Raw genomic sequence first — 22,326 nt, 5'->3', positions numbered from 1 at the left:
TATTAATCAATCGGTTTTATAGATTTTATACAAATTATTTATAAAGAAATTAAGCTTCGTGAGCCATCAGAAATCTCTTATTTCCAATAAAAAAGACTGCCGGTAAGGCAGTCTTCAAAGTGTTTAAATAATGGTTATTAATTTTTAATGAATCTCTTGGCAGCTTCTCCAACCTGGATCATATAAGCTCCTTTAATAAGTCCGCTTACATTCACACCGCCTCTTTCCAGTTTTCCTGAATTGATTAGTTTTCCACCCATATCGAAGATCTTATAATCTTCTGAGGCTGTATTTGAGATATGCAACCTATCCTTTACAGGGTTTGGATAAAGCTTGATATCAGTGATCAGATCTTTGGTATCAAGAAGATCTCTTTTTCCTGAAGAGACGATATTCAGGGTGTAGTCTTCAACCTGTCCGTAAGTATAAGATCCACATGAAGAAGTTGGTGCAGAGCTGTACTTCATCATAACTCTCATTCTAGTAGAACCTATTACAGCAGTTGCAGGAATAGTGATACTTCCTGTTGCAGGAGTAGTGGTAGAGCCCGCTTTAGACCATGCTAATTCTCCGCTGTCTGTAAAATCACCGTCACCATTATAATCGATGTACACTGCATAAGCTTCGCTGTAAACCGTTGATGTCCAAGTAGGAGTCACAGAGATGGTATAAGCGCTTCCTCTTGTTACATTGGTAGAAATAGAAGTGAAGTTTTCATACCCCGCAGTTCCTGTTGAAGTATTGTTAATGGTTCCGAATTTCACATTTCCTATTCTTTCATCTGCCGTATTGGTTGCAGAAGCTGTACAGTAAGTCACCGTACCTCCGGAAAGTGTTGTAACACTCACTGTATTGCTTGAAGGCGATATATTTCCTGCTGCATCTTTAGATTTAACAGTAAAGCTGTAAGTAGTGGCAGGCGTTAAACTTGTTACCGTATATGTTGTAGATGCTGTAGAACCGATCAATGAAGCACCTTGATAAACATCGTAACCTGTAACCGCTACATTATCCGTAGCACCGCTCCAGGAAAGATTGGTTGTAGTAGAAGTCGTTCCGGAAGCCGCAAGGGTAGGTGCTGTAGGAGCTACCGTATCTGTACCTCCTGAACCTGCATTTACAGTGATATTTGCATTATTAACATCGAAGAAAATATGATTTGAACCTTTTACCATAATTCTTCCTGTTGTCGTAGATGAATTAGGGATAGTTACCGCCTGAGTTCCGTCGTTCGGAGTTCCGGCAAGAAGAGTAGTCCATGTATTTCCGCTGTCTGTTGACCAAAGAATATCTACATTGGCAGCATTTACGCCATTGGCTGTTGTTCCGGCTACATTCCATGTAACAGTTTGTGAGCTTCCTCCGGAATAAGTAGTGGCTGAATTCTGTGATGAAACACTGAAAGGTCCTGCTGTCCCATTTACAGTGATCAGAGCGTCATCAGAATTATTTCCTGAACCTCCGGCTCTGTTATCACGAACAGTAAATCTGAAATTTAAAGATCTTGCTACATTGGATAGTGCTTCCACCGTTATTTCTGAACCTGCAGTAGTAGTACCTCCTGTTAAGACAGATGCCATTCTTGGAAAATATCTTGTTGGAGAAGTGGTGGGAGTCCATGATCTGAAAGTGGGGCCTGATGCTTTGGTAGCACTTGCTGCAGAGCTTGCTCCGGTTTGGGATGATGATGCATTATCCATCTGTTCCCAAATGTAAGTTAAAGAATCTCCGTTAGCATCAGTTCCAGTTCCCGTAAGCATGAATGGTGTGCCTTTTGGAATGGTATAATCAAGACCTGCATTGGCTGTAGGAATGGCATTTCCTGTAGAAGTGCTTACCGGACATGTTTTAGCTTTGATATTATTGGTGATCTGCTGGATGCTTACAGCATGGAAAAATGCATCCGAATGGGGCTGCACATCCTGCCCGGTGATTCCCGCATATCCCATAATGGTAGATCCTGATCCTGGCTCCATATTAACACCTGTACCTTCATTTCCGTGAGAGAAAGTATGGTTACCTCCAAATTGATGTCCTAATTCGTGGGCTACATAATCAATGTCAAAATTATCACCTGAAGGAATAGCATCTGCCGGAGAAGTGTACCCGCTTCCTTTTGAACCGTTTGTACAGATACAGCCGATACACCCTGCATTTCCGCCTCCTCCGGAAGCTCCGAATAAATGCCCGACATCATAATTGGCTTCTCCAATCACAGAGGTCAGTGTACTTTGAAGCTGAGAATTCCAGCTGCTCATTCCGGAAGCCGCAGAATAGGGGTCTGTAGAGGCGTTGGTATAAATGACAGCATCATTGTTGGAAATAAGAACCATTCTTGCTGCAAAATCTTTTTCAAAAACACCATTTACACGGGTCATTGTGTTATTAATGGCAGCAAGAGCATTCGCTTTGGTTCCGCCAAAATAGGTAGTATATTCTCCGGTAGTCGAAAGAGCCAGTCTGAATGTTCTCAGTTTCGCATCATCTGCGTTCGGCCTTGCAGCAAGGGTATTGGATACTCCTTTTTGTGCTACATCGATAACGGTACATTCGAATTTATTGAGATCATCTTTTTTGTCGGACTTTCTGTATACTACATAAGAAGAAAGGTCTTTGGCGTAAGGCTCAATAAAAACGGCAGATTTATCACCATAGATTTCCATAGAAGAAAGGCCAAGTGAAGAAATACTGAAATAGACTGTTGAATTGGGATCATTCAGGCCTTCGCCTACATAAGATTTGATATCCGGATATTTCGCAGCAAGCTGAGGGTCAAAGTTTGAGTTTTCCCTTACTTTAAAATTTTCCATCTTCCCTTCAGAATTAGGGAAAGAAATAATAATTTCTGATTTTTCTCCCGGAGCAAGTCTTTTTGGGGCCTTGGCGAGAGCGTTTTTCAGTCCTTCAAAATCTAAGCTATAGATTTTAGGGTTAGTAATTCGGGTTTTGTTTTCAAAAATGTCTGAAGGTGCTTTTTTTGAACCTTCACTCCAGAGACGGTCAGTCTGCGCGAAAGAAATGCCCGTAATAAGAAGCATTCCAATCATGGATAATTGTTTTTTCATATTAAATTTTCTTTTTGATTGTGGAATATCAAAGCTAATAAAAATTATTTTATGAAAAACAAAATTATTTAAGAAAAATTTAGAGTATACATTTAATATATTATGCAATACATTGCGCATAGTTGAAAACTCATTATCTCAAAAAAAGAAAATAGCATACGTAAAATACGTATGCTATTCATTTATTGATGGAATAATTCTCAATTACATTTTATCATCAGCAGTAGGTCCGTAAAGTCCGGGAACTTTATTTCCTGTAGATCTTAGATAAACCACAAGCTCACCTCTGTGATGATACAGGTGATTGTACAAAAACCCTCTGATTACCTGTATTTTTTGGGCAGGAGGGAAAATAATATTTCCGTTCATTTCCATTTTCCAGTCATTAAAATAAGTGCTCTCGTCAGAATTTTCCAAAGCTTTCTGAGCTCTGGCAACATTTTCTTCAAATTTTGCCACAATATTCCCGGCTTTGGAAATATCTCCCTTATCATACTGGTAAGTTCCCATATCGAAAACATCCAGATTAAAAGTAGAGTCATACCAGTTATACACTTCGGCAATATGGGAAGCAAGCTGCCCGGTTGTCCAGTTTATTTCAGACGGTTTCCAGCCTAAAGCACTGTCCGGAATGGCTTTTAAAATTTTTCTCGTGTTTTCTGCTTCATACAGAAATTCACCTAAAAGGGCTTGTTTAATCATTTGTGTTATATTTAATTACTTTGTAATATCTCTTCCTATTACCAGTCTCTGGATCTCTGAAGTTCCTTCACCAATGGTGCATAGTTTAGAATCTCTGTAGAATTTCTCAGCAGGGAAGTCTTTTGTATATCCGTATCCGCCAAAAATCTGAACCGCATTGTTGGAAATTCTTACACATGCTTCAGAAGCATACAACTTTGCCATTGCACCTTCCTTAGTCATTTTTTGTTTAGCATTTTTCAATGTTGAAGCTCTCTGGATCAGAAGTTCAGCAGCATCAATTTCAGTGGCCATATCAGCAAGCATAAAGTTGATCGCCTGGAATTCAGCGATTGCCTTTCCGAACTGATGTCTTTCTTTAGCATATTTTAAAGCAGCTTTATAAGCTCCTCTTGCTGTTCCTAAACTTAAAGCTGCAATAGAAATCCTTCCACCGTCCAAAATTTTCATGGCCTGCTTGAATCCTTCTCCAACTTCCCCTAAACGGTGTGAATCCGGTACACGAACGCTGTCGAAAATAAGTTCAGCTGTTTCGGAAGCACGCATTCCCAGTTTGTTTTCTTTCTTTCCTGAAGTAAAACCCGGCATTCCTTTTTCCAAAACGAAAGCAGTAGAGTTGTTTTTAGCGCCTATTTCACCTGTTCTTGTCATCACTACGGCAATATCTCCTGAAATAGCGTGTGTGATGAAGTTTTTAGCTCCGTTAATGATCCATTCATCACCATCTTTTACAGCAGTGGTAGACATACCTCCTGAATCAGAACCTGTATTGTGCTCCGTAAGCCCCCATGCACCAATAACTTTTCCTGAAGCAAGCTGAGGAAGCCATTTTTTTCTCTGCTCTTCATTTCCAAACTCATAGATATGATTGGTACAAAGTGAATTGTGTGCAGCCACAGAAAGGCCAATAGACGGGTCTACCTGAGAGATCTCATCCAGAATAGTAACATATTCATGATAACCTAAACCGGAACCTCCATACTGTTCAGGAACTACAATCCCCATAAATCCCATTTCTCCTAACTGGTGAAATAAATCTTTTGGAAATGTCTGGCTCTCGTCCCACTCCATAATATTCGGTCTGATATTTTTCTCAGCAAACTCTCTTGCTGTTTCCGCTATCATTTTAATGTTGTCAATAGTCTCTGTGTTCATATAGATAAAATAGTTAGTTCCCAAAGATAATTAAATTGACGGAAAGCCAAAAATAATTATTTAGCTCATAGGGCCATATACGCAATATTTTAATAATCAATTTCTTATATTTTTATAATTAATGATTTTTTAATAAAAATTTCAGAACTTTAAGTGTTTTAATTTACTATTTTAGTCTGCCAATTTTTAAGGAATGAAAAAACTTTTACTACCTGTTATTCTAATTTCTACATTTGTTTCTGCCCAGGCTCCAGCCGGATATTATGCTGGAACATTGGGACTTACAGGCTATGCATTGAAGTCTAAGCTGCACGATATTATTTCTGAAAAAAACGTCAACCGGCATTATGGTGATTTACAAAATCTTTATAATCAGACCGATCTTGATACCTATTATGACCACGATGCATCCAACACCACCTTTTTACTGGATATTTATTCTGAAATTCCTTCCGGGACAGATGCATATGAATATGTTAGTGGCCAGATGATCGGAAGTTCGGGAGCGGAGGGAGATGGATGGAACAGGGAACACATGATGCCTCAAAGTACATTTTACAGCAGCTATCCCATGTATTCCGATTTGTTTTATGTCATTCCTACTGATGCTAAAATTAATCAGCTGAGAAGCAACTATCCTTATGGGATTGCTAACAATACTATCTATTATACTTTCACCAATTCTTCGAAAATAGGGAACAGTGCTATTCCAAATTGGGTCTACACAGGACGTGTATATGAGCCTATTGCAGAATTCAAGGGAGATGTTGCACGAAGTCTTTTATATTTTGCGGTGCGGTATGAAGGGAAGCTGGGAGCATTTAATTTTAACAATGACGCTAATCCTGCTTCTGACAGCAATCCATTGGACGGAACAGAAGAGCGTGCTTTTGAGCCTTCCTATATTGCTATGCTTCTGCAGTGGCATGCTCAGGATCCTGTATCACAAAGGGAAATTGACAGAAACAATAAAGTGTATGCTGTTCAGAATAATAGAAATCCATTTATTGATAATCCTCAGTGGGTGGCTGCCATTTGGGGACAGACGCCTGATACTGTTCCTCCTCAGGTGCCCTCTGGGTTAACTGCGACACAGACCAGTACCTATTTTACGACTCTAAGCTGGTCTCCAAGTCCGGATGCGGATATTACCGGATATAAGGTTTATCAAAATGGAAGCCTGGTGGCGACTACAAAAGGAACGTCTATAAGTATTGATCACCTTAACCCCTCAACTGCTTATAATTTTACTGTAAAGGCTTATGACAATGGCTATCTGCTTTCTCCTGACAGCAATACTGTTTCCGTGACCACTTTAGCCTCAGATATTTACGCTAAAGATCTTTGGATTTCAAAATATCTGGAAGGATCTGCTAATAATAGAGCCATTGAAATCACCAATAAGACAGGTCACCCTGTAAACCTGAATGATTATAGACTATCCATTCAGCTTCCCGGGACAAATGGGACCTATTATTTTCCTGCACCTTTTGAAATGGAAGGCACTATTCAGAATAATGAGACATTCGTTGTTTTGAACCCTTCTGCTAATTTCTCATGTTATTCAATCAGCCAGGCTAAATTTGTAACAGCTGCTCCGCAAATGACTTTTAATGGGAATAATTATGTTGAATTACGCTATAAATCTACCACTGTTGATGCAATAGGAATTAAAAGCCAATCCAATTTTTCAGTATTGGCTGATGTTTCACTCTACAGAAAAAGTACTGTCAGCCAACCAACAGCTGTTTTCAGCATCAGTGAGTGGGATTCTTATCCTGTAAATTACTGTCAGAATCTAGGTGGAACCCTATCTGTAACTGATATGATTACTCCAAACAATGAATTTAAAATCTACCCGAATCCTGTTAATGATAATCTTTTCGTAAGCGGAGAAACTCAGAATATTAAAACAGCTCAGGTATTGGATACTTCAGGAAAAGTAATCTATAGTGAAAAGAATCCGTTCAGAAATAAGCAACATATTTCAGTACAAAACCTTCCGGCTGGTTTCTATTTCTTAAAGCTGGATGATAAAACCTACCAGTTCATCAAAAAATAAAATAGACGGTTAAAGTTGCTGTTTAAAGCATCATTGATATAAGCAGATTCACTAATAATCAATATCTATAAGGGTTTCTGCTTATATTTTTTATTTATAAGTAATTATGCTTATATTTGCACAATGATAGCGGTCATAACCGGTGATATTATAAATTCACAGCATGCAGACACAGAAGTTTGGATTACCAGACTTAAGAATCTCCTGGAAAACTGGGGAAGTTCACCGCTCGCATGGGAAATCTACAGAGGCGACGAGTTTCAGTTCAAATGTAATATTGATGAAGTGTTCTGGCGTTTTCTAGCCATTAAGTCCCTTATCAGAAGTCAGGAAAATTTAGATGTAAGAATTGCCATAGGTATCGGTGAAGAGAATTTTTCCTCTGAAAAAATCACAGAATCCAACGGAACAGCGTATGTACATTCCGGAAGACTGCTGAATGATCTTAAAAGTGACGGTCACACCGTTTCTATAAAAACCTCGAACGAAGCTGTGGACAGGGATTTAAACATTCTCCTGAAATGGTCTTCAAAAGATTTCGACAACTGGACGGTAGCTACGGCAGAGATCATTCACGAAATGATCATGAACCAGGATATCACACAGGAAGATCTTGCCAAGAAATTTGCTATTTCACAGTCCTCGGTAAGCCAGAGACTGAAACGTGCCAACTACGATCTTATCGTAGAAACTAATCAATATTTTAGAAAGAAAATCTCAGAACTGTAAACATGATCTTTACTAAACTCATATTGGCACATCTACTCGGAGATTTTATTCTTCAGCCAAATTCATGGGTTGCAGATAAGGAACGCCGTAAACTGAAAAGCCCGTACCTGTATTTTCATGTTCTGATCCATACTGTTTTAAGCTTTGTTTTTCTATGGAATACAGATCTGTGGTGGGTTGCCATCGTGATTGGGATCACTCATCTTGTGATTGATGCCTCAAAACTGATCTTTCAAAACGTAAAGAATAAGAAAAGATGGTTTTTCATTGATCAGATACTGCATATTCTTGTGATTGCAGGAATTTCGTTTTATTTCAAAGAATTCAGTTTCAGTTTTCTGCAAAATCAGAACGTTTTAAAAATAGTGATGGCAGCGTTGTTTCTATCAACACCTGCCTCTATTTTCATTAAAATATTATTGTCTTCCTGGACTCCGGTCCCGGAAACACAAAGCAGCTTACAGACCGAATCTCTATCGAGTGCCGGAAAATATATAGGAATTTTAGAACGTCTTCTTGTTTTTACCTTTATCATGGTGAATCATTGGGAAGGAGTAGGTTTTATGGTCGCTGCCAAATCGGTTTTCAGATTCAGTGATCTGGCACAGGCCAAGCAGAGAAAGCTCACGGAATATGTACTCATCGGTACACTCCTGAGTTTCGGATTGGCTGTTTTAACAGGAATTTTAATTAAGTAATATAAAATAAATCTAACTAATACGAATTTAGAAATGGAAAAGAAAGAAATGTTGTACGAAGGTAAAGCAAAACAAGTATTTGCTACCGATAATCCTGATCAAGTAGTAGTACGTTTTAAAGACGACGCTACAGCATTTAATGCTCAAAAAAGAGGATCTGTTGATTTGAAAGGTGAAATGAACAATGCCATCACCACTCTTATTTTTGAATACTTAAATGAAAAAGGGGTTAAAACTCATTTCATTAAACAATTGAACGAAAGAGAGCAGCTGGTAAAAAAAGTATCTATCATTCCATTGGAAATGGTGGTAAGAAACTATTCTGCAGGAAGCATGGCTCAAAGATTAGGAGTGGAAGAAGGAATTAAATCTCCGGTTACCATTTTCGATATCTGCTACAAAAAAGACGAATTGGGAGATCCGCTTATCAACGATCACCACGCCGTTTTCTTAGGAGCAGCAACGTATGAGGAGCTTGATGAAATGTATGAGCTTACTTCTGACATCAACGAAATACTGATTGATCTTTTTGATAAGATGAACATCATCCTGGTTGACTTCAAAATTGAATTAGGAAAAACTGCAGATGGAGAGATCATCCTTGCAGACGAAATTTCTCCTGATACATGCAGACTTTGGGATAAAGATACCATGAAAAAACTGGATAAAGACAGATTCAGAAGAGATCTTGGTGAAGTTACCGAAGCGTATGTGGAGATCTACAACAGACTGAAAACTTTACTGAATAAGTAGATTTCAGATGTCAGATACCAGATGCTAGAGTTTTAAGCGCTGGAAAATGATCTGTTAGCAAACAAAATTAAAATTTGAAGTTGGTTTTTAGTCTGAAATCTGAAATCTGACTTCTTAGATCTAGAATAGAAAAAATAGAAATGAAAAGTTTAGACATTCATAAAAGTGAATATTTAAAACAGTTTGAAACTCAAACCTACGGAAGAAATCTTTTCAGAACGCAAGAAGAAGAAAGACTGGATGCTCCAAATGAGGAGTGCGGTATCTTCGGAATGTATTCTGATAATGATCTTGATACGTTTTCTCTTTCGCAATTCGGTCTTTTTGCTTTACAGCACAGAGGCCAGGAAGCGTGCGGTATTTCTGTTTTAAAAGACGGAAAAATCACCAATATGAAAGATGAGGGTTTGGTTTTGGATGTTTATAAAGAGATCCAGGATCCTGAAGCTTTTATGGGAAATTCTGCAATCGGGCATACCCGTTACACTACTGCAGGAGACAAAAAGAAGTATAATTTCCAGCCGTTCTTCGCGAAAAACGAATACGACCAGATTATTCTTTCTATAGCGCATAACGGTAACCTTACCAATGCGAGAGAATTAAAAAATGAATTGGAAGCTGAAGGCGTAGTTTTCAGAGCCACTTCCGATTCTGAGGTCATTTTAAGATTGATCCAGAAAAATCTTGATTTAGGACTTCGAGGAGCCATTAAAGCGACCATGGAGAAAATTGAAGGCGCTTATTCCGTAGTAGGAATGACCAGAAATAAATTCTTTGCTTTCAGGGATTTCAACGGGATCCGTCCGTTGGTTTTAGGAGCTGTTGACGAAAAAACTTATGTTGTAGCTTCCGAATCTGTCGCACTGGATGCTGTGGGCGCTCAGTATGTACGTGATATTCTTCCTGGAGAAATCATTTATACAAATGAAAACGAACCGGGTAAGCTTAATTCTTATATGGTCAATGAAGCGAGAGGCAAGCAAAGGATTTGTTCTTTTGAATACATCTATTTCGCAAGACCTGACTCCACCTTAGAAAATATCAATGTATACGAGATCAGGGAGAAATCCGGCGAAAAGATCTGGGAACAGGCTCCTGTAGAAGCTGATGTAGTAATTGGAGTTCCGGATTCAGGAGTTCCGGCAGCTATTGGTTTTTCCAAGGCCTCAGGAATCCCTTTCCGTCCGGTTCTCATCAAAAACAGATACATCGGAAGAAGTTTCATTGTTCCAACCCAAGAGATGAGAGAAAGGGTAGTGAACCTTAAGCTTAACCCAATTATTTCTGAGATCAAGGACAAGAGAGTAGTGATCATAGACGATTCTATCGTAAGAGGAACTACTTCCAAGAGATTGGTGAAAATTCTGAAAGATGCAGGCGTAAAAGAGATCCACTTCAGAAGTGTTTCTCCACCTATTATTGCACCGTGCTATTTAGGAATAGATACCCCTTCAAAAGATGATCTGATTTCGGCCAACATGACTACCGAGGAGCTTAGAAATTACCTGGGTGTAGATTCACTCGAATTTTTAAGCACGGACAGTCTGAAAGAAATTCTAGGATCTTCCAATCACTGTTTCGGATGCTTTACAGAAGAATATCCGGTAGGAAAAGGAGAGGAGGTAGAATTATTCAATTAATAGTCTAACGATTTGAAATAAATGAAGAGCCAGGTTTGTAAATCTGGCTCTTTTGTTTGTATAAATGTATCAAAAGTTTAATATTCCTGTATCATACAATATAAAGGCAAGTTTTAATTTTATACGATTAAAGCTTCATATGAAAAACATATTTTTAACAGGCCTTTTTCTGGGATTTGCCCAGTTATATTTCTCTCAGTCTTTCGATAAGCAGGCACACCGCGGTGGAAAATCTTTATATCCAGAAAATACCGTTCCGGCTATGAAGAATGCTTTAAAAATGAATATCACAACACTGGAAATGGATCTGGCTATTACAAAAGACAAAAAAGTAATCCTTTCCCATGATGCTTTTCTTTCTCCTGAGCTGGTAACAAAACCGGATGGCACTTATATTCCCAAAGACTCCGGTTTTTACTATAAAATTTATGATATGCCTTATGCAAAGATTCAAACATTTGACGTAGGTTTAAAGAAGCTTAATAATTATCCTGATCAAAAGAAGATGACGGCTCAAAAACCGCTCTTCTCAGACGTAATAGATGCATGTGAGGCTTACTCCCGGGAACTGAAAAGATCTTTACCTTTTTATAATATAGAAACCAAAACACGTCCTTTCTCTGACAATATATTTCATCCTGAACCAAAGGAATTTGTAGAGTTGATGATGAAAATTATTCTACAAAAAGGAATTCAGGACCGTGTCATTATTCAGTCGTTCGATCCCAGAACACTGGAAATCATTCATAAGGAATATCCTAAGATCATGACCGCTTTACTGGTGGAAAAAGTTGATGATAAAAAACTGGCACAACAGCAGACTCATTTCGAAAATATACCTGCAGCGAGATTCAGGCAGTATCCAGATCATCTGAATGGCGTAGCCGGAGATATGAAATTTCTGAGTTTTGTCCCAACCATTTACAGTCCCGATCATACACTTGTTACTTCAAAACTTGTACAGGAATGCCATGCGCTGGGTATGAAAGTTATTCCCTGGACAGTCAATACTCAAAAAAGATTAAAAGAATTAAAAGATATGGGAATAGATGGAGTGATCAGTGATGATCCGCGAATATTTGAATAATTGGAGCTACCGGATACGGTTTGAGAGTTTAGTTACTGATTGATATAAAAACTCATGTCTCCGTCTAAAATCTTTCCCAAATCCATAAAAACGAAAGCCCGGACTTAAAAATTTAAGTCCGGGCTTTACTAGGTTAAATAATTGATTGTCTTCTGTTAGAATTTATAATTCAAGCCTAATTGGAATGTTCTGTGGTTCAATGGCTCAGTACCCTCAGGCTTTTGGTTTCTCATATCCGTAAGACTGTTGATATATCTTGCGTTGATCCCAATATTTTGAGTAATATCATATCCAAGACCTAAACCAAGACCTAAATTAAACTTGTTAACGTTATCTTTATCAATGTCTTCTGAATTAGATACAGATTGAGTATTTGTTACACCTCCTGTAGTGGTAGAAATAGTACTGTTTCCAGAATTTTTCCCGTTGATAAAATAGCTGAACTCAGGTCCTGCTTCTACGTAAAATCTCTCTGTAGGTCTCATCTGTACCATTAAAGGAACTGAAATATAGTTCATGGTAGTTTTGTAATCGCTTTTCGTTTTAATGTTGGTATCACCAACAGTTACATCCGTAGAAGAGATCACACTTTTGGCTCCTAATTGGTTGTATAAAACTTCCGGCTGTAAGCTGAATTTCTGAGAAAGTGGAATATTAACTAAAACCCCTGCATGAAATCCGATTTTCTGGTTGTTAAGGCTCAATTTCTGCTCACTGAAATAAGATGAGTTTCCACCTGCTTTAATACCGAATCTGATAGGCTGTGTTTCTTTTTTGATTGGTTCTGTGCTTACTGTTTTTGTTTCCTGAGCAAACGTCATCATGCCAGCAGCAACTGCCAACCCTAGAAATAACTTCTTCATAATTTTATTTTTTAATTTTACTATTTTACTTTCACCCGATTTTTCAATCAGACTTGATGTATTTTGCAAAATGCTTGCCAAACTTCAAAACCCCTTATTTAAAGGGCTTTAGTGAAGGTTTTCCATATTACATGGTTTGTGTTTTTAACTGTTTTTTAAGAAAAATTATATTATGGAAATTTGTTTTACAATAATGTTTTTTAGTAAAATTGAATTTATGTTGTCGATTTAACATAGAGTTAAAATGGAAGAAGAGTCAATTGAAATTTTGAATCTGTATCCTTTTCAGGGGTGGAAAATAAAAATGCCGGACCAAAATGATCCGACATTATCTTGAAAATATATACCTCTATTTGAATTTATAAGCTAAACCAACCTGTAATGCGTTGTTTCTGACGGCGTCATATGTATTGTACTTATAGATATCCGTTACTCCAGCTGTAAATCTGGCTGTAACTGCAAGATTTTGAGTGAAATAATATCCTGCTCCGATCCCTATTCCAAAATTGAATTTATTGAATAAATCCTTGACAATTTTATCAGAATAACTCTGAGTACTGCTTGCTCCATCCTGATTGCTGATTTGGGTAAGATCTCCTTTAGATCTTCCGCCCAGAAGGAATCCGAATTCAGGACCTGCTTCTACATATAATTCAGGCAGTAGATTATACTGAAGCATTAATGGAACTGAAAGATAGCTTAATGAAAAGGTTTCTTTATTGTTCATTCTGGCATCAGGAATATCAAAGTTTATGGTGCTTTCTATTTTTGAGCCCAGTCCGTTATACAATATTTCCGGCTGAACACTGAATTTGCCCGAAATCGGGATATTGACGAAAGCTCCTGCATTAAAACCAATTTTTGCCTTTCGCTCATAATTTGACCAATAATAAGTAGCCTCGTTTCCATCAGTATGAGAAGAAATATTCATTCCTCCCTTTACTCCAAAAGTAATGGGAGATTTAGATTTTGTTTCTGTTTTTTCCTGTGCAAATACCAATGAGCCTACCGTAACGGCTAATCCTAAAAATAATTTTCTCATATTATTATTTGAATTTGTAAGCTACACCTACCTGGAATGCGTTGTTTCTAACGGCATCTGAACTGTTTTCTTTATAGATATCTGTAATACCGGCAGTAAATCTGGCTGTTACCCCAAAATTCTGTGTAAAATAATATCCGGCACCAATACCGATTCCGAAATTGAATTTATTATATAAATCTTTAACGATTTTTTCTGAAAAGGTCGTTGCCTGTGTATTGGTAGTATTTCCAGAAGTTTTGACAGTTGTAATATCTCCTTTGTCTTTTCCTCCTAACAGAAACCCAAATTCAGGACCAGCTTCTACATAAAGCTGAGGAAGAATATTATACTGTACCATTACAGGTATGGTAAGATAGTTCAGTGTTTTCTTATAATCTACCTCTCTTTTGTATCTGTCAGAATTAATATAATACACTTCTCTTTCTTCAGTTTTTGAACCTAACTGATTAAAAAGAAGCTCCGGCTGGATGCTGAATTTTTCTGCTACCGGAATATTGGCAAATACTCCTGCATTAAAACCAGGCTTCAGTGTCTGGTCATTATCATACTGGTCCACTTTACTTAGCGTTGAAGCATTGAATCCAGCTTTAACTCCAAATGTAACGGGCGTAGAAGATTTAGTTTTTTCCTGAGCATTAACCGAAAGGCTTGCTGCCATTGCTAATCCTAGAATTAGTTTTTTCATGATTATAAAGTTTTAATTTATTTCCCCATACTTCAGCAAAATTCCCGCCAAAGAGAATAAAATGACAAATATCATATTGAAAGCGAAAAAGTCAGGCTTAAATAAATAAACCTGGCCCTTTCTATTTGAAATCAATTTATATATGAAGAAACTTTGGCTGTAGACACTGACAAAATAGCAATGCTTTCAGCGCTTATCTACTATAGGCAAACTCCTTGCCAAAAAAGCAGATTAAGAATTATGCACATAAAAAAACCGAATTAAAATAAATTAATCCGGCTTTCTATTGAATATAAAATTTGTTTCTGAATGTTAAAGCTTACTATTTGAATTTATAAGCTAATCCTACCTGGAATACATTGTTTTTTACTGCGTCAGATCCGTTAGGTCTGTCCTTAGCAACATCTGTAAGACCAGCAACATATCTTGCTGTAATTCCAAAGTTTGGAGTGAAGTAATATCCTGCTCCTAAACCAATACCAAAGTTGAATGTTTTCAAATCATCCTTGTAGTTATCGGAAGTAGAAGAATTTCCGTTATTTTCATTTTTGATTTTATTCTTTGCACTCACCAAGAATCCGAATTCAGGACCTGCTTCTAAATAAAGATTAGGGATCAGGTTGTACTGGAACATTACCGGTACTGCGATATAATCTAATTTTGTTGAAGAAGAATATTTAGTTCCTAATAAAGTGTAATCTGCTTTTGCACCATATTGAGAGTACAATACCTCAGGCTGAACACTGAATGATTCTGCTACTGGAATATTAGCAAAAACCCCTGCGTTGAAACCGATTTTAGATTTTTGATCATCTAAACCTTCGTCTTTAGAAAGAGAAGATACGTTCATTCCACCTTTTACACCAAATGTTACCGGGTTAGAAGAAGATGATGGAGTCTGTTGAGCAAATGCTAATGAACTTGCAGTTACTGCTAATCCTAAAATTAACTTTTTCATAACTTTAATTTTTTTAATATTTTACTATTTCTAATTTTAAATTTTACTACTGTCAAAAACTTACTACTGAGTTTGACGCAGAGTATCTTTCAAATTGCTTGCCAAAAACAAACAACATGATAAAAGTCAGTTAAAATAGACGTTTAAAAAGTAGATATCGATAATGCAATTATCTGATTATCAATTATTTATGATTAAAATCAAACATTTGTTTAGAGACAGTCTAAATTATTATCCGTGAAAATAATAAGGAAAGATGATTCTTTCTATATAAAAAAATTAAGCATTATTCAGTTTTCTGTAAAAATCCAAAGACTTTAAAATGTTTTCCTGACTGCATTGGTGGTCATATGTACATGAACCGATTCCTGAGACTAATGAGAAATTAATTTTACTGTCCGTATTTTTTTTATCATTTAACAAAAGTGCAGTAATGCTTTCATCTGTAAAATCGCTTATGTCAAGGTAAGGGTAGTACCTCTGAATATTTTCAATAATCCCGTCGGCTTCCTGTTGGGTAATAAGATCTTCAAGATAAGCCAGATGGGCCTCACAAATCATTCCCATAGCAACGGCTTCACCGTGAAGGATAGGATTTCCCTGGCTAAGGCAGAGACTTTCTATGGAATGTCCGATTGTATGCCCGAAATTTAAGGTCTTTCTAATATTTCTTTCATGAAAATCTTTTTCCACTACCTCCTGTTTAATATCCATTGAAGTCTGAATATGGGGAACTACCGCTTCTACATCGAGTTTGTGGACCTGAATAAGACTTTCCCAATGAGCTTTATCGGCGATAAGGCCATGCTTCAGCATTTCTGCAAAACCACTCCGTAATTCTTTAAATGGAAGTGTTTCCAGAAATTTAGGGTAAATAAAAATCTGTTCAGGGAATGCAAAAGTTCCTACCATATTTTTATAATGCATCAGGTCTATACCCGTTTTTCCTCCGATAGAGGCATCACACATTGATAAAAGGGTAGTAGGAATATTAATGAACTGAACTCCTCTTTTATAGGTTGACGCAACAAAACCACCCATATCCGTAATCACACCGCCACCAAGGTTAATAACAAGTGCTTTTCTGTCTGCCTGCATTTCGGTAAGAATCTCCCATAGCTGGTTGGCAGTCTGGATATTTTTCATTTCTTCACCAGCTTCAATTTCTAAAATTTCGAAGTTTAAGTTTGTTTCCATATTGCCCAAAAGCACAGGAAGACAATATTCGTGGGTGTTTTCATCAACTAAAATAAAGATCTTACTGAAAGATTTTTCGTGCAGGAAGTTATTTAATTGAGAAAAATCATCGTTTAATATTGTTATCATTATTGGAGTTTCTATAAAATTAAAATAAAACTATTCTGCAAAGTTATGATTCTTAATTTTTAACTCGTAACTAAATTACTATCTTTGCAGAAATTTTTAGAATGAGCAGAGATAACAATAATTCAGAAAGACCAAAAAGACCAAGAACTTCAACAAGAAACAATTCTGATGATTCTCGTGCTTCTAGATCTGGAAATTCTTCAGGATCAAAACCTTTTAAGAAGTCTTTTCCAAAAGCTGGTGAAAGAAATTCCGACTATAAAGGAAGCAATTCGAAGTTTGAACCCAAACCTTTTAAGAAAAGCGGAGAAAGTTTTGCCGGCAAAGATGAAGATCCTGCAGCTAAGACTGAGAGCAGAGCTTACATCACGAATTCAACCGAAGGACGTGAGAGAAAGACTTTTGGCAAACCGGCTCCTAAAAGAGGGGGAAAGAGTTTTGATACCAGAGACAAGTATGAAAGAGGCAGCCTGAAATACGGAAGAAGACCGTCCGGCGGAGATGACAAAAATGATGATAAGGCGAGATCTTTTGTACAGAAAAGAAGGCTAAACAAAATTGAAAAAGATGTTCATAAAGACACCATCCGTCTTAATAAGTATATCGCCAACTCAGGAATCTGCAGCAGAAGAGAGGCTGACGAACTGATTACCCAGGGACTTGTGGAAGTAAACGGAGTAGTAGTGAATGAAATGGGCTATCAGGTTCAGAAGACTGATAAAGTAGTTTTCGATGGACAGGGTATTACTCCGGAAAAGCCGGTATATGTCCTTTTGAACAAGCCAAAGGGATATATTTCTACAACTAAGGACGACAAAGCCAGAAAAACAGTGATGGATCTGGTTGCTAATGCATCACCATACCGTTTGTTTCCTGTAGGAAGGCTGGATCGTTCTACAACTGGAGTTATTCTTTTAACAAATGACGGGCATATGACGAAAAAGCTGACTCACCCTTCTTTTGATGCCAAAAAAATCTATCACGTAACACTGGATAAAAAACTAACCCATGAAGATATGAAACTGATTGTGGAAGGTATCCGCCTTGATGAAGGGATAGCAGTTGTAGATCAGATTTCTTTTATTGAAGGAAAACCGAAAAATGAGATAGGAATCGAAATTCATATCGGATGGAACCGTGTGATCAGAAGAATTTTCCAAAGACTTGGATATGAAGTGGAAGCTTTAGACAGGGTAATGTTTGCAGGTCTTACGAAAAAGAATATCAAACGTGGACACTGGAGGATCCTTACAGATCTGGAAGTTAATAATCTTAAAATGCTTTAACCGAGTTTGAGTTATAAATTATGACGACTGGTGAATCTGTTGATTCCGGATCATAATTGAAAGCCCAGCTTATTGAATCATTTAAGAAAATTATAAGTATAAAAAATGCGCGGAAATTTTATTTCCGCGCATTTTTTTATCGGTTTATTAAAGCAATTGTAGGGCTTGCCAAAAATTCATTATTTATATAGCTAAAGTCCTATCCCAGAACTGTAACTCCTTTCTGAATCATCTCATAAATAGCATCTCTGCCATTATCCGGCTTTACGTTAACTGCTTTCGTTCCATTGAAATGAAGGCATGTGATATATCCGTTTGCAATTGCATCCGTACATGTAAATTTCACACAATAATCCATGGCAAGACCAACAACTTCAAGCAGCTGGATCTCATGATATTTTAAAAAATCATCGAGTCCAGTTTTCATAAAGTGATTATTGTCCTGAAATCCGCTGTAGCTGTCAATTTCTGTATTTTTCCCCTTTTGAATGATGTGGGTTACTTTATCTCTGTTCAGGTCTTTGTGGAATTCCGCCCCGAAAGTACCCTGGATACAATGATCCGGCCACATAAACTGTGGAACTCCATTCAGGATAATGCTTTCTCCAACTTTTCTGTTGTTGTTACTGGCAAAACTTTTATGGTCGGCAGGATGCCAGTCCTGAGTGAGAACAATCTGGTCATATTCATTTTCTTCCATCAGAAGATTGATATAGGGAATGACCTCATTGGCTTCCGGAACTGCTAATGCGCCGCCTTCACAGAAATCATTCTGTACATCTACGATTATTAACGCTTTTTTCATATTTAGATTTCTCGAATTTTTGATAAAATTACTCAAAAAACTCTCCAAAACTGAATTATCGGACAAATCGGCAAGATAAAATTAAAAAAAACAGATAGAGCAAGATCCTAGAAACTAAAATAATTAGACTTTTTGCTTTATAGAAGATCCCATTCGGATTATATGTCAAATATCAATAGCTTATCTTTGCATGAAATAAGTATTTTTATGTCATTTGAGTCTTTAGGATTATCACACAATATTATTCGTTCTGTCAACAAATTAGGGTATCTGAAACCATTTCCGATTCAGGAGCAGGCTGTTCCTGTTATTCTTCAGGGAAAAGACCTGATGGGAATTGCGCAGACAGGTTCCGGAAAAACAGCTTGCTTCGTGATGCCTATTTTAGAAAAACTACAGAATTCAGAAATAAAAAAAGACCGTAATGTCCAGGTTTTAATATTAGTTCCTACCCGTGAACTGGCGATTCAGATTGATGAAGTTTTCAGAGCTTTTACAGAAAACTTAAAACGTGAAGTCCGTACAATGGCTGTTTATGGCGGTGTTTCTATCAATCCGCAGATGAAAGGAATGTTTGGTGTAGAAATTCTTATTGCAACGCCCGGCCGTTTATTGGACTTAATTGATCATAATGCGTTGAGTATTTCAGGAATCCAGCATTTAGTAATTGATGAGGCAGATAAAATGTTCCAGTTAGGTTTCGGTGAAGAAATGAATAAGCTTTTCGCCATGATGCCTGTAGTGAAACAAACGACCCTGTTTTCAGCAACTTTAAATGATAAGGTTTCTGAAATGAAGGAACGCTTATCCATTAATCCGGTGATTATTGAGATCAAAAAAGAAGAAGTAGAAATTGATAATATTGAGCAGTTAGCCTATCACGTTTCTCCGGAAAATAAAGGCCCTTTTTTGCGCTATCTGATTAAAGAAAAGAAAGTTGAAAAAGCCCTCATATTTGTTTCATCTACAAGATCTGCAGATAATTTAGTGGAAAAACTTAAAAAAAATAAAATTAAAGCAGTAGCCATTCACAGTCAGAAATCGCAGGGTGCCCGTAGAAATAATTTAGAAGAATTTAAAGTAAATGGGGCTCAGATTTTAGTTGCTACAGACCTTATTGGCCGGGGTATCCATATAGAATCCTTACCTTGTGTTATCAATTATGAATTGCCGCGCTCGCCTTTAGATTACATTCACCGAATTGGTAGAACGGGACGAGCAGGCGAAAAAGGAACTGCCATTAATATTCTGACGGATGACGAATTACAGCATTTCAGAGTGATTCAAAAGAAAATGGGCAGGAAAGTGACCTTACAGAGAACGGAGGGAATTGATCTGCATGGTTATTAGTAGATAAATGGAAATATATGGCTTCAATTTTAGAATTGAGGCTTTTTTATTATTTTTCACTCTTTAAAAATTTATTTTTTATTGACTTTATGGTTTTCTTATAGTAATTTTATCACAACAGAAAACTTTATTAAATATACCTATTAAGATAATTAAAATGAACGATTTAGAGCAAAAGAAATTTCCCATCGGTCAATTTCAGCAGTCTGAAAATATCTGTGACACTAAGCTTGATGAACATATCAAAGTCATCAAGAATTTTCCGGCAAGGCTGAAAGACCTGATTGAGAACTTTACGGATGAACAGCTGGACACTCCTTACAGAGAAGGAGGGTGGACGGTCCGACAGCTTGTTAATCACATTGCGGACAGCCATATCAACAGCTTTATACGTTTTAAGCTAGCCCTTACAGAAGACAATCCCGTAATTAAGCCCTATGATGAAGCCAAATGGGCAGAACTTCAGGATAGTGTCAACATGCCTGTAAAGCCTGCAATGAGAATGATTAAAGGAACGCATCAGAGATGGACGGTTCTGCTTAATACCCTTACCAATAAACAGTTCGAAAGAACCTTCCGGCATCCAGAACAGAATACAGATTTTGATCTAAGACATTATCTTGCTTTTTATGTATGGCACTGTAATCATCATTTTGCCCACATTGAAAATCTGAAGAAGGAAAAAGGGTGGTAAATAAAAGTCTGCATAATCCTGTTTATTTTGAAGAAATTGTGCATAGGATCTCTCTTCTTTCTGAAAATGCTCCACAAAGATGGGGGAAAATGAGCGTTTCCCAAATGTTGAGACACTGTGATTTTGTTCTTCAGGTAGCTTTAGGGAAAATTGAACTTTCCAAGATTAATATCCTCTTTGAAGCCATAGGAGTTATAACCAAAATAGAAATGCAGATCTTTAACAACGGAATTCCCCGAAACATGCCTACTTTTCAAAAACTAATCGTTAATTTTGAATGTGATTTTGATGAATCAAAAACCAATCTGCTGAATACACTGAGAGACTTCCGGACAGCATCTGAAAATAAAGATCTTCCGGACCGTCACAGATTATTCGGAAAAATGACTGAAAAAGACTGGGGATTTTTAGAGTATAAACATCTTGATCACCATTTAAAACAATTTAATGTATGAGTTTTTTTGATAAAATATTCGGAGGAAAAGAAAACAACCCTGAGTGTCAATCTTTCTGGAAAAAAATAGAATCTGAAGAGGATCTGGCCAAGGCCATTGAAGCTTCTTATCACCATAGAGTTGCTATTTTCAAACATTCAACACGTTGCTTCATCAGCAAAACAGTATTGAAAAACTTTGAAAAGGAAATAGATGGTTTAAACAATAAGCCGGATTTATATTTTTTAGATTTGCTTGAATACAGATCCATTTCCAATAAAATTTCTGAAGACCTTGGAATCAGGCATGAAAGCCCGCAGCTGATCATAATTGAAGAAGGAAAGGTCATTAACAGTGCATCGCATGAAGATATATCCATAAGCCAGATTGCATAATGAAGAATATTAACACGTATTTAGCCAAAGTATTAAATGTTCCTTTAGAAAAAGTGAACACATGCAGCTTACATTATGAAGTAAAGAAAATACCTAAAAATCAATTTCTTTTACAGTACGGTGAGATCTGCAGGCATATATTCTTTGTAGAAAAAGGGCTGTTGAAAATGTATTCCATTGACAAGAACGGAAAAGAGCACATTATACAGTTTGCTCCGGAGAGCTGGCTGATTTCTGACCGAAGCAGTCTTTACTTCAACGAAAAATCAATTTACTATATAGAAGCAGTGGAAGATACAGAAGTTCTGTTTCTGCACCCTGATTTCTTCAATAATCTCGTAGAACAATTCCCCAACAGTATAGAAAGAAGTGACTTTCTTTTACAGAAGCACATCAGAAGCCTGCAGAACAGGATCAATTCTTTATTGGGTGAAACCGCGGAAGAAAGATACATGAAATTCATTAAAATGTACCCTGATCTTCTTTTGAGAGTTCCACAGTGGATGATCGCTTCTTATCTCGGAATCACGCCTGAAAGCCTGAGCAGGGTAAGAAAAGAGCTGGCACGGAAAAATTTTGTTCCGGACAGATAAA

At 37.1% G+C, this 22,326-nt stretch carries 21 protein-coding genes; 12 read left to right on the top strand and 9 right to left on the bottom strand.

Translation table 11 applies throughout. The annotated features are described in order from the left end of the window. Positions 1–137 precede the first annotated feature (137 nt). The 3 genes from J2T03_RS03280 to J2T03_RS03270 all read right to left on the bottom strand — a co-directional run bounded on the left by J2T03_RS03280 (position 138) and on the right by J2T03_RS03270 (position 4,922). A complete protein-coding gene (locus tag J2T03_RS03280) occupies positions 138–3,065 on the bottom strand; it encodes a reprolysin-like metallopeptidase (protein WP_307209397.1) in 2,928 nt (975 codons plus the stop codon). A 204-nt stretch (positions 3,066–3,269) separates the two neighbouring features. Further along, positions 3,270–3,767: a DinB family protein gene (locus tag J2T03_RS03275; protein ID WP_307209396.1), complete on the bottom strand. Its 498-nt coding sequence runs from the start codon at positions 3,765–3,767 to the stop codon at positions 3,270–3,272. 15 nt (positions 3,768–3,782) lie between these two features. Next, on the bottom strand, positions 3,783–4,922 hold the full coding sequence (locus J2T03_RS03270) for an acyl-CoA dehydrogenase family protein (protein WP_306842546.1): 1,140 nt from the start codon (positions 4,920–4,922) through the stop codon (positions 3,783–3,785). A gap of 193 nt (positions 4,923–5,115) precedes the next feature. Here J2T03_RS03270 and J2T03_RS03265 point away from each other — a divergent pair, with 193 nt between their 5' ends. The 6 genes from J2T03_RS03265 to J2T03_RS03240 all read left to right on the top strand — a co-directional run bounded on the left by J2T03_RS03265 (position 5,116) and on the right by J2T03_RS03240 (position 11,891). Beyond that, the gene (locus tag J2T03_RS03265) at positions 5,116–6,984 is read left to right on the top strand and encodes an endonuclease (RefSeq protein WP_307209394.1); all 1,869 of its coding nucleotides are present in this window, start codon (positions 5,116–5,118) and stop codon (positions 6,982–6,984) included. A 123-nt stretch (positions 6,985–7,107) separates the two neighbouring features. After that, complete coding sequence (locus J2T03_RS03260; protein WP_306842550.1) at positions 7,108–7,713, top strand: SatD family protein; 606 nt, start codon at positions 7,108–7,110, stop codon at positions 7,711–7,713. A 2-nt stretch (positions 7,714–7,715) separates the two neighbouring features. After that, entirely contained in the window at positions 7,716–8,411 is a 696-nt protein-coding gene (locus J2T03_RS03255) for a DUF3307 domain-containing protein (RefSeq protein ID WP_306842552.1), read from the top strand. A 33-nt stretch (positions 8,412–8,444) separates the two neighbouring features. Beyond that, on the top strand, positions 8,445–9,164 hold the full coding sequence (purC, locus tag J2T03_RS03250; protein WP_306842554.1) for a phosphoribosylaminoimidazolesuccinocarboxamide synthase: 720 nt from the start codon (positions 8,445–8,447) through the stop codon (positions 9,162–9,164). A 140-nt stretch (positions 9,165–9,304) separates the two neighbouring features. Next, positions 9,305–10,804 (top strand): amidophosphoribosyltransferase, encoded by a 1,500-nt coding sequence (gene purF / locus J2T03_RS03245; RefSeq protein WP_306842555.1) that lies wholly within the window; start codon positions 9,305–9,307, stop codon positions 10,802–10,804. A 139-nt stretch (positions 10,805–10,943) separates the two neighbouring features. Continuing rightward, positions 10,944–11,891: a glycerophosphodiester phosphodiesterase family protein gene (locus J2T03_RS03240; protein WP_307209392.1), complete on the top strand. Its 948-nt coding sequence runs from the start codon at positions 10,944–10,946 to the stop codon at positions 11,889–11,891. A 155-nt stretch (positions 11,892–12,046) separates the two neighbouring features. On the opposite strand, the gene J2T03_RS03235 is transcribed toward J2T03_RS03240, so the two are convergent. From J2T03_RS03235 to aroB, 5 genes are all read right to left on the bottom strand, one after another. Next, on the bottom strand, positions 12,047–12,754 hold the full coding sequence (locus J2T03_RS03235) for a porin family protein (RefSeq protein ID WP_306842558.1): 708 nt from the start codon (positions 12,752–12,754) through the stop codon (positions 12,047–12,049). Positions 12,755–13,103: 349 nt separating this feature from the next. Then, complete coding sequence (locus J2T03_RS03230; protein ID WP_307209391.1) at positions 13,104–13,796, bottom strand: porin family protein; 693 nt, start codon at positions 13,794–13,796, stop codon at positions 13,104–13,106. A 4-nt stretch (positions 13,797–13,800) separates the two neighbouring features. After that, positions 13,801–14,484, bottom strand: a complete 684-nt coding sequence (locus J2T03_RS03225; protein ID WP_307209390.1) for a porin family protein — start codon at positions 14,482–14,484, stop codon at positions 13,801–13,803. Positions 14,485–14,806: 322 nt separating this feature from the next. Further along, complete coding sequence (locus J2T03_RS03220) at positions 14,807–15,442, bottom strand: porin family protein (protein ID WP_306842561.1); 636 nt, start codon at positions 15,440–15,442, stop codon at positions 14,807–14,809. 279 nt (positions 15,443–15,721) lie between these two features. Then, positions 15,722–16,768, bottom strand: a complete 1,047-nt coding sequence (gene aroB, locus J2T03_RS03215; protein WP_307209388.1) for a 3-dehydroquinate synthase — start codon at positions 16,766–16,768, stop codon at positions 15,722–15,724. Positions 16,769–17,133: 365 nt separating this feature from the next. Between aroB and J2T03_RS03210 the strand changes: the two genes are divergently transcribed. After that, on the top strand, positions 17,134–18,054 hold the full coding sequence (locus J2T03_RS03210) for a pseudouridine synthase (RefSeq protein ID WP_444861140.1): 921 nt from the start codon (positions 17,134–17,136) through the stop codon (positions 18,052–18,054). 199 nt (positions 18,055–18,253) lie between these two features. On the opposite strand, the gene pncA is transcribed toward J2T03_RS03210, so the two are convergent. Further along, the gene (gene pncA / locus J2T03_RS03205; RefSeq protein WP_306842565.1) at positions 18,254–18,859 is read right to left on the bottom strand and encodes a bifunctional nicotinamidase/pyrazinamidase; all 606 of its coding nucleotides are present in this window, start codon (positions 18,857–18,859) and stop codon (positions 18,254–18,256) included. A gap of 207 nt (positions 18,860–19,066) precedes the next feature. On the opposite strand from pncA, the gene J2T03_RS03200 reads away from it, so the two are divergent. The 5 genes from J2T03_RS03200 (at position 19,067) to J2T03_RS03180 (ending at position 22,325) form a co-directional block, all read left to right on the top strand. Then, positions 19,067–20,209, top strand: a complete 1,143-nt coding sequence (locus J2T03_RS03200; RefSeq protein ID WP_307209386.1) for a DEAD/DEAH box helicase — start codon at positions 19,067–19,069, stop codon at positions 20,207–20,209. A gap of 157 nt (positions 20,210–20,366) precedes the next feature. Further along, positions 20,367–20,903, top strand: a complete 537-nt coding sequence (locus J2T03_RS03195; protein WP_307209384.1) for a YfiT family bacillithiol transferase — start codon at positions 20,367–20,369, stop codon at positions 20,901–20,903. Then, positions 20,897–21,358 (top strand): DUF1569 domain-containing protein, encoded by a 462-nt coding sequence (locus tag J2T03_RS03190; protein ID WP_306842568.1) that lies wholly within the window; start codon positions 20,897–20,899, stop codon positions 21,356–21,358. The genes J2T03_RS03195 and J2T03_RS03190 overlap by 7 nt, the downstream gene beginning before the upstream one ends. Next, positions 21,355–21,732 carry a bacillithiol system redox-active protein YtxJ gene (gene ytxJ / locus J2T03_RS03185; protein ID WP_306842569.1) on the top strand — a complete coding sequence of 126 codons (378 nt, stop codon included), beginning with the start codon at positions 21,355–21,357 and terminating at the stop codon, positions 21,730–21,732. Before J2T03_RS03190 ends, ytxJ begins: the two co-directional genes overlap by 4 nt. Beyond that, the gene (locus J2T03_RS03180; protein WP_306842570.1) at positions 21,732–22,325 is read left to right on the top strand and encodes a Crp/Fnr family transcriptional regulator; all 594 of its coding nucleotides are present in this window, start codon (positions 21,732–21,734) and stop codon (positions 22,323–22,325) included. The genes ytxJ and J2T03_RS03180 overlap by 1 nt, the downstream gene beginning before the upstream one ends. Position 22,326 lies beyond the last annotated feature (1 nt).

Origin of the sequence: Chryseobacterium lathyri (genome assembly GCF_030812195.1) — a bacterium.
Classification (GTDB): Bacteria; Bacteroidota; Bacteroidia; order Flavobacteriales; family Weeksellaceae; genus Chryseobacterium; species Chryseobacterium lathyri_A.
The sequence above is the reverse complement of the archived record's forward strand: the minus strand, read 5'-3'. Positions and strand labels throughout refer to the sequence as shown.

Bases quoted from the DNA above. Each gene is read 5' to 3' on its own strand.
- ytxJ (WP_306842569.1), top strand. From the start codon at position 21,355: ATGAGTTTTTTTGATAAAATATTCGGAGGAAAAGAAAACAACCCTGAG.
- J2T03_RS03260 (WP_306842550.1), top strand. From the start codon at position 7,108: ATGATAGCGGTCATAACCGGTGATATTATAAATTCACAGCATGCAGAC.
- J2T03_RS03230 (WP_307209391.1), bottom strand. From the start codon at position 13,796: ATGAGAAAATTATTTTTAGGATTAGCCGTTACGGTAGGCTCATTGGTA.
- J2T03_RS03275 (WP_307209396.1), bottom strand. From the start codon at position 3,767: ATGATTAAACAAGCCCTTTTAGGTGAATTTCTGTATGAAGCAGAAAAC.
- J2T03_RS03225 (WP_307209390.1), bottom strand. From the start codon at position 14,484: ATGAAAAAACTAATTCTAGGATTAGCAATGGCAGCAAGCCTTTCGGTT.
- pncA (WP_306842565.1), bottom strand. From the start codon at position 18,859: ATGAAAAAAGCGTTAATAATCGTAGATGTACAGAATGATTTCTGTGAA.
- J2T03_RS03220 (WP_306842561.1), bottom strand. From the start codon at position 15,442: ATGAAAAAGTTAATTTTAGGATTAGCAGTAACTGCAAGTTCATTAGCA.
- J2T03_RS03255 (WP_306842552.1), top strand. From the start codon at position 7,716: ATGATCTTTACTAAACTCATATTGGCACATCTACTCGGAGATTTTATT.
- J2T03_RS03180 (WP_306842570.1), top strand. From the start codon at position 21,732: ATGAAGAATATTAACACGTATTTAGCCAAAGTATTAAATGTTCCTTTA.
- J2T03_RS03195 (WP_307209384.1), top strand. From the start codon at position 20,367: ATGAACGATTTAGAGCAAAAGAAATTTCCCATCGGTCAATTTCAGCAG.
- J2T03_RS03270 (WP_306842546.1), bottom strand. From the start codon at position 4,922: ATGAACACAGAGACTATTGACAACATTAAAATGATAGCGGAAACAGCA.
- J2T03_RS03235 (WP_306842558.1), bottom strand. From the start codon at position 12,754: ATGAAGAAGTTATTTCTAGGGTTGGCAGTTGCTGCTGGCATGATGACG.
- aroB (WP_307209388.1), bottom strand. From the start codon at position 16,768: ATGATAACAATATTAAACGATGATTTTTCTCAATTAAATAACTTCCTG.
- J2T03_RS03280 (WP_307209397.1), bottom strand. From the start codon at position 3,065: ATGAAAAAACAATTATCCATGATTGGAATGCTTCTTATTACGGGCATT.
- J2T03_RS03265 (WP_307209394.1), top strand. From the start codon at position 5,116: ATGAAAAAACTTTTACTACCTGTTATTCTAATTTCTACATTTGTTTCT.
- purC (WP_306842554.1), top strand. From the start codon at position 8,445: ATGGAAAAGAAAGAAATGTTGTACGAAGGTAAAGCAAAACAAGTATTT.
- J2T03_RS03240 (WP_307209392.1), top strand. From the start codon at position 10,944: ATGAAAAACATATTTTTAACAGGCCTTTTTCTGGGATTTGCCCAGTTA.
- J2T03_RS03200 (WP_307209386.1), top strand. From the start codon at position 19,067: ATGTCATTTGAGTCTTTAGGATTATCACACAATATTATTCGTTCTGTC.
- purF (WP_306842555.1), top strand. From the start codon at position 9,305: ATGAAAAGTTTAGACATTCATAAAAGTGAATATTTAAAACAGTTTGAA.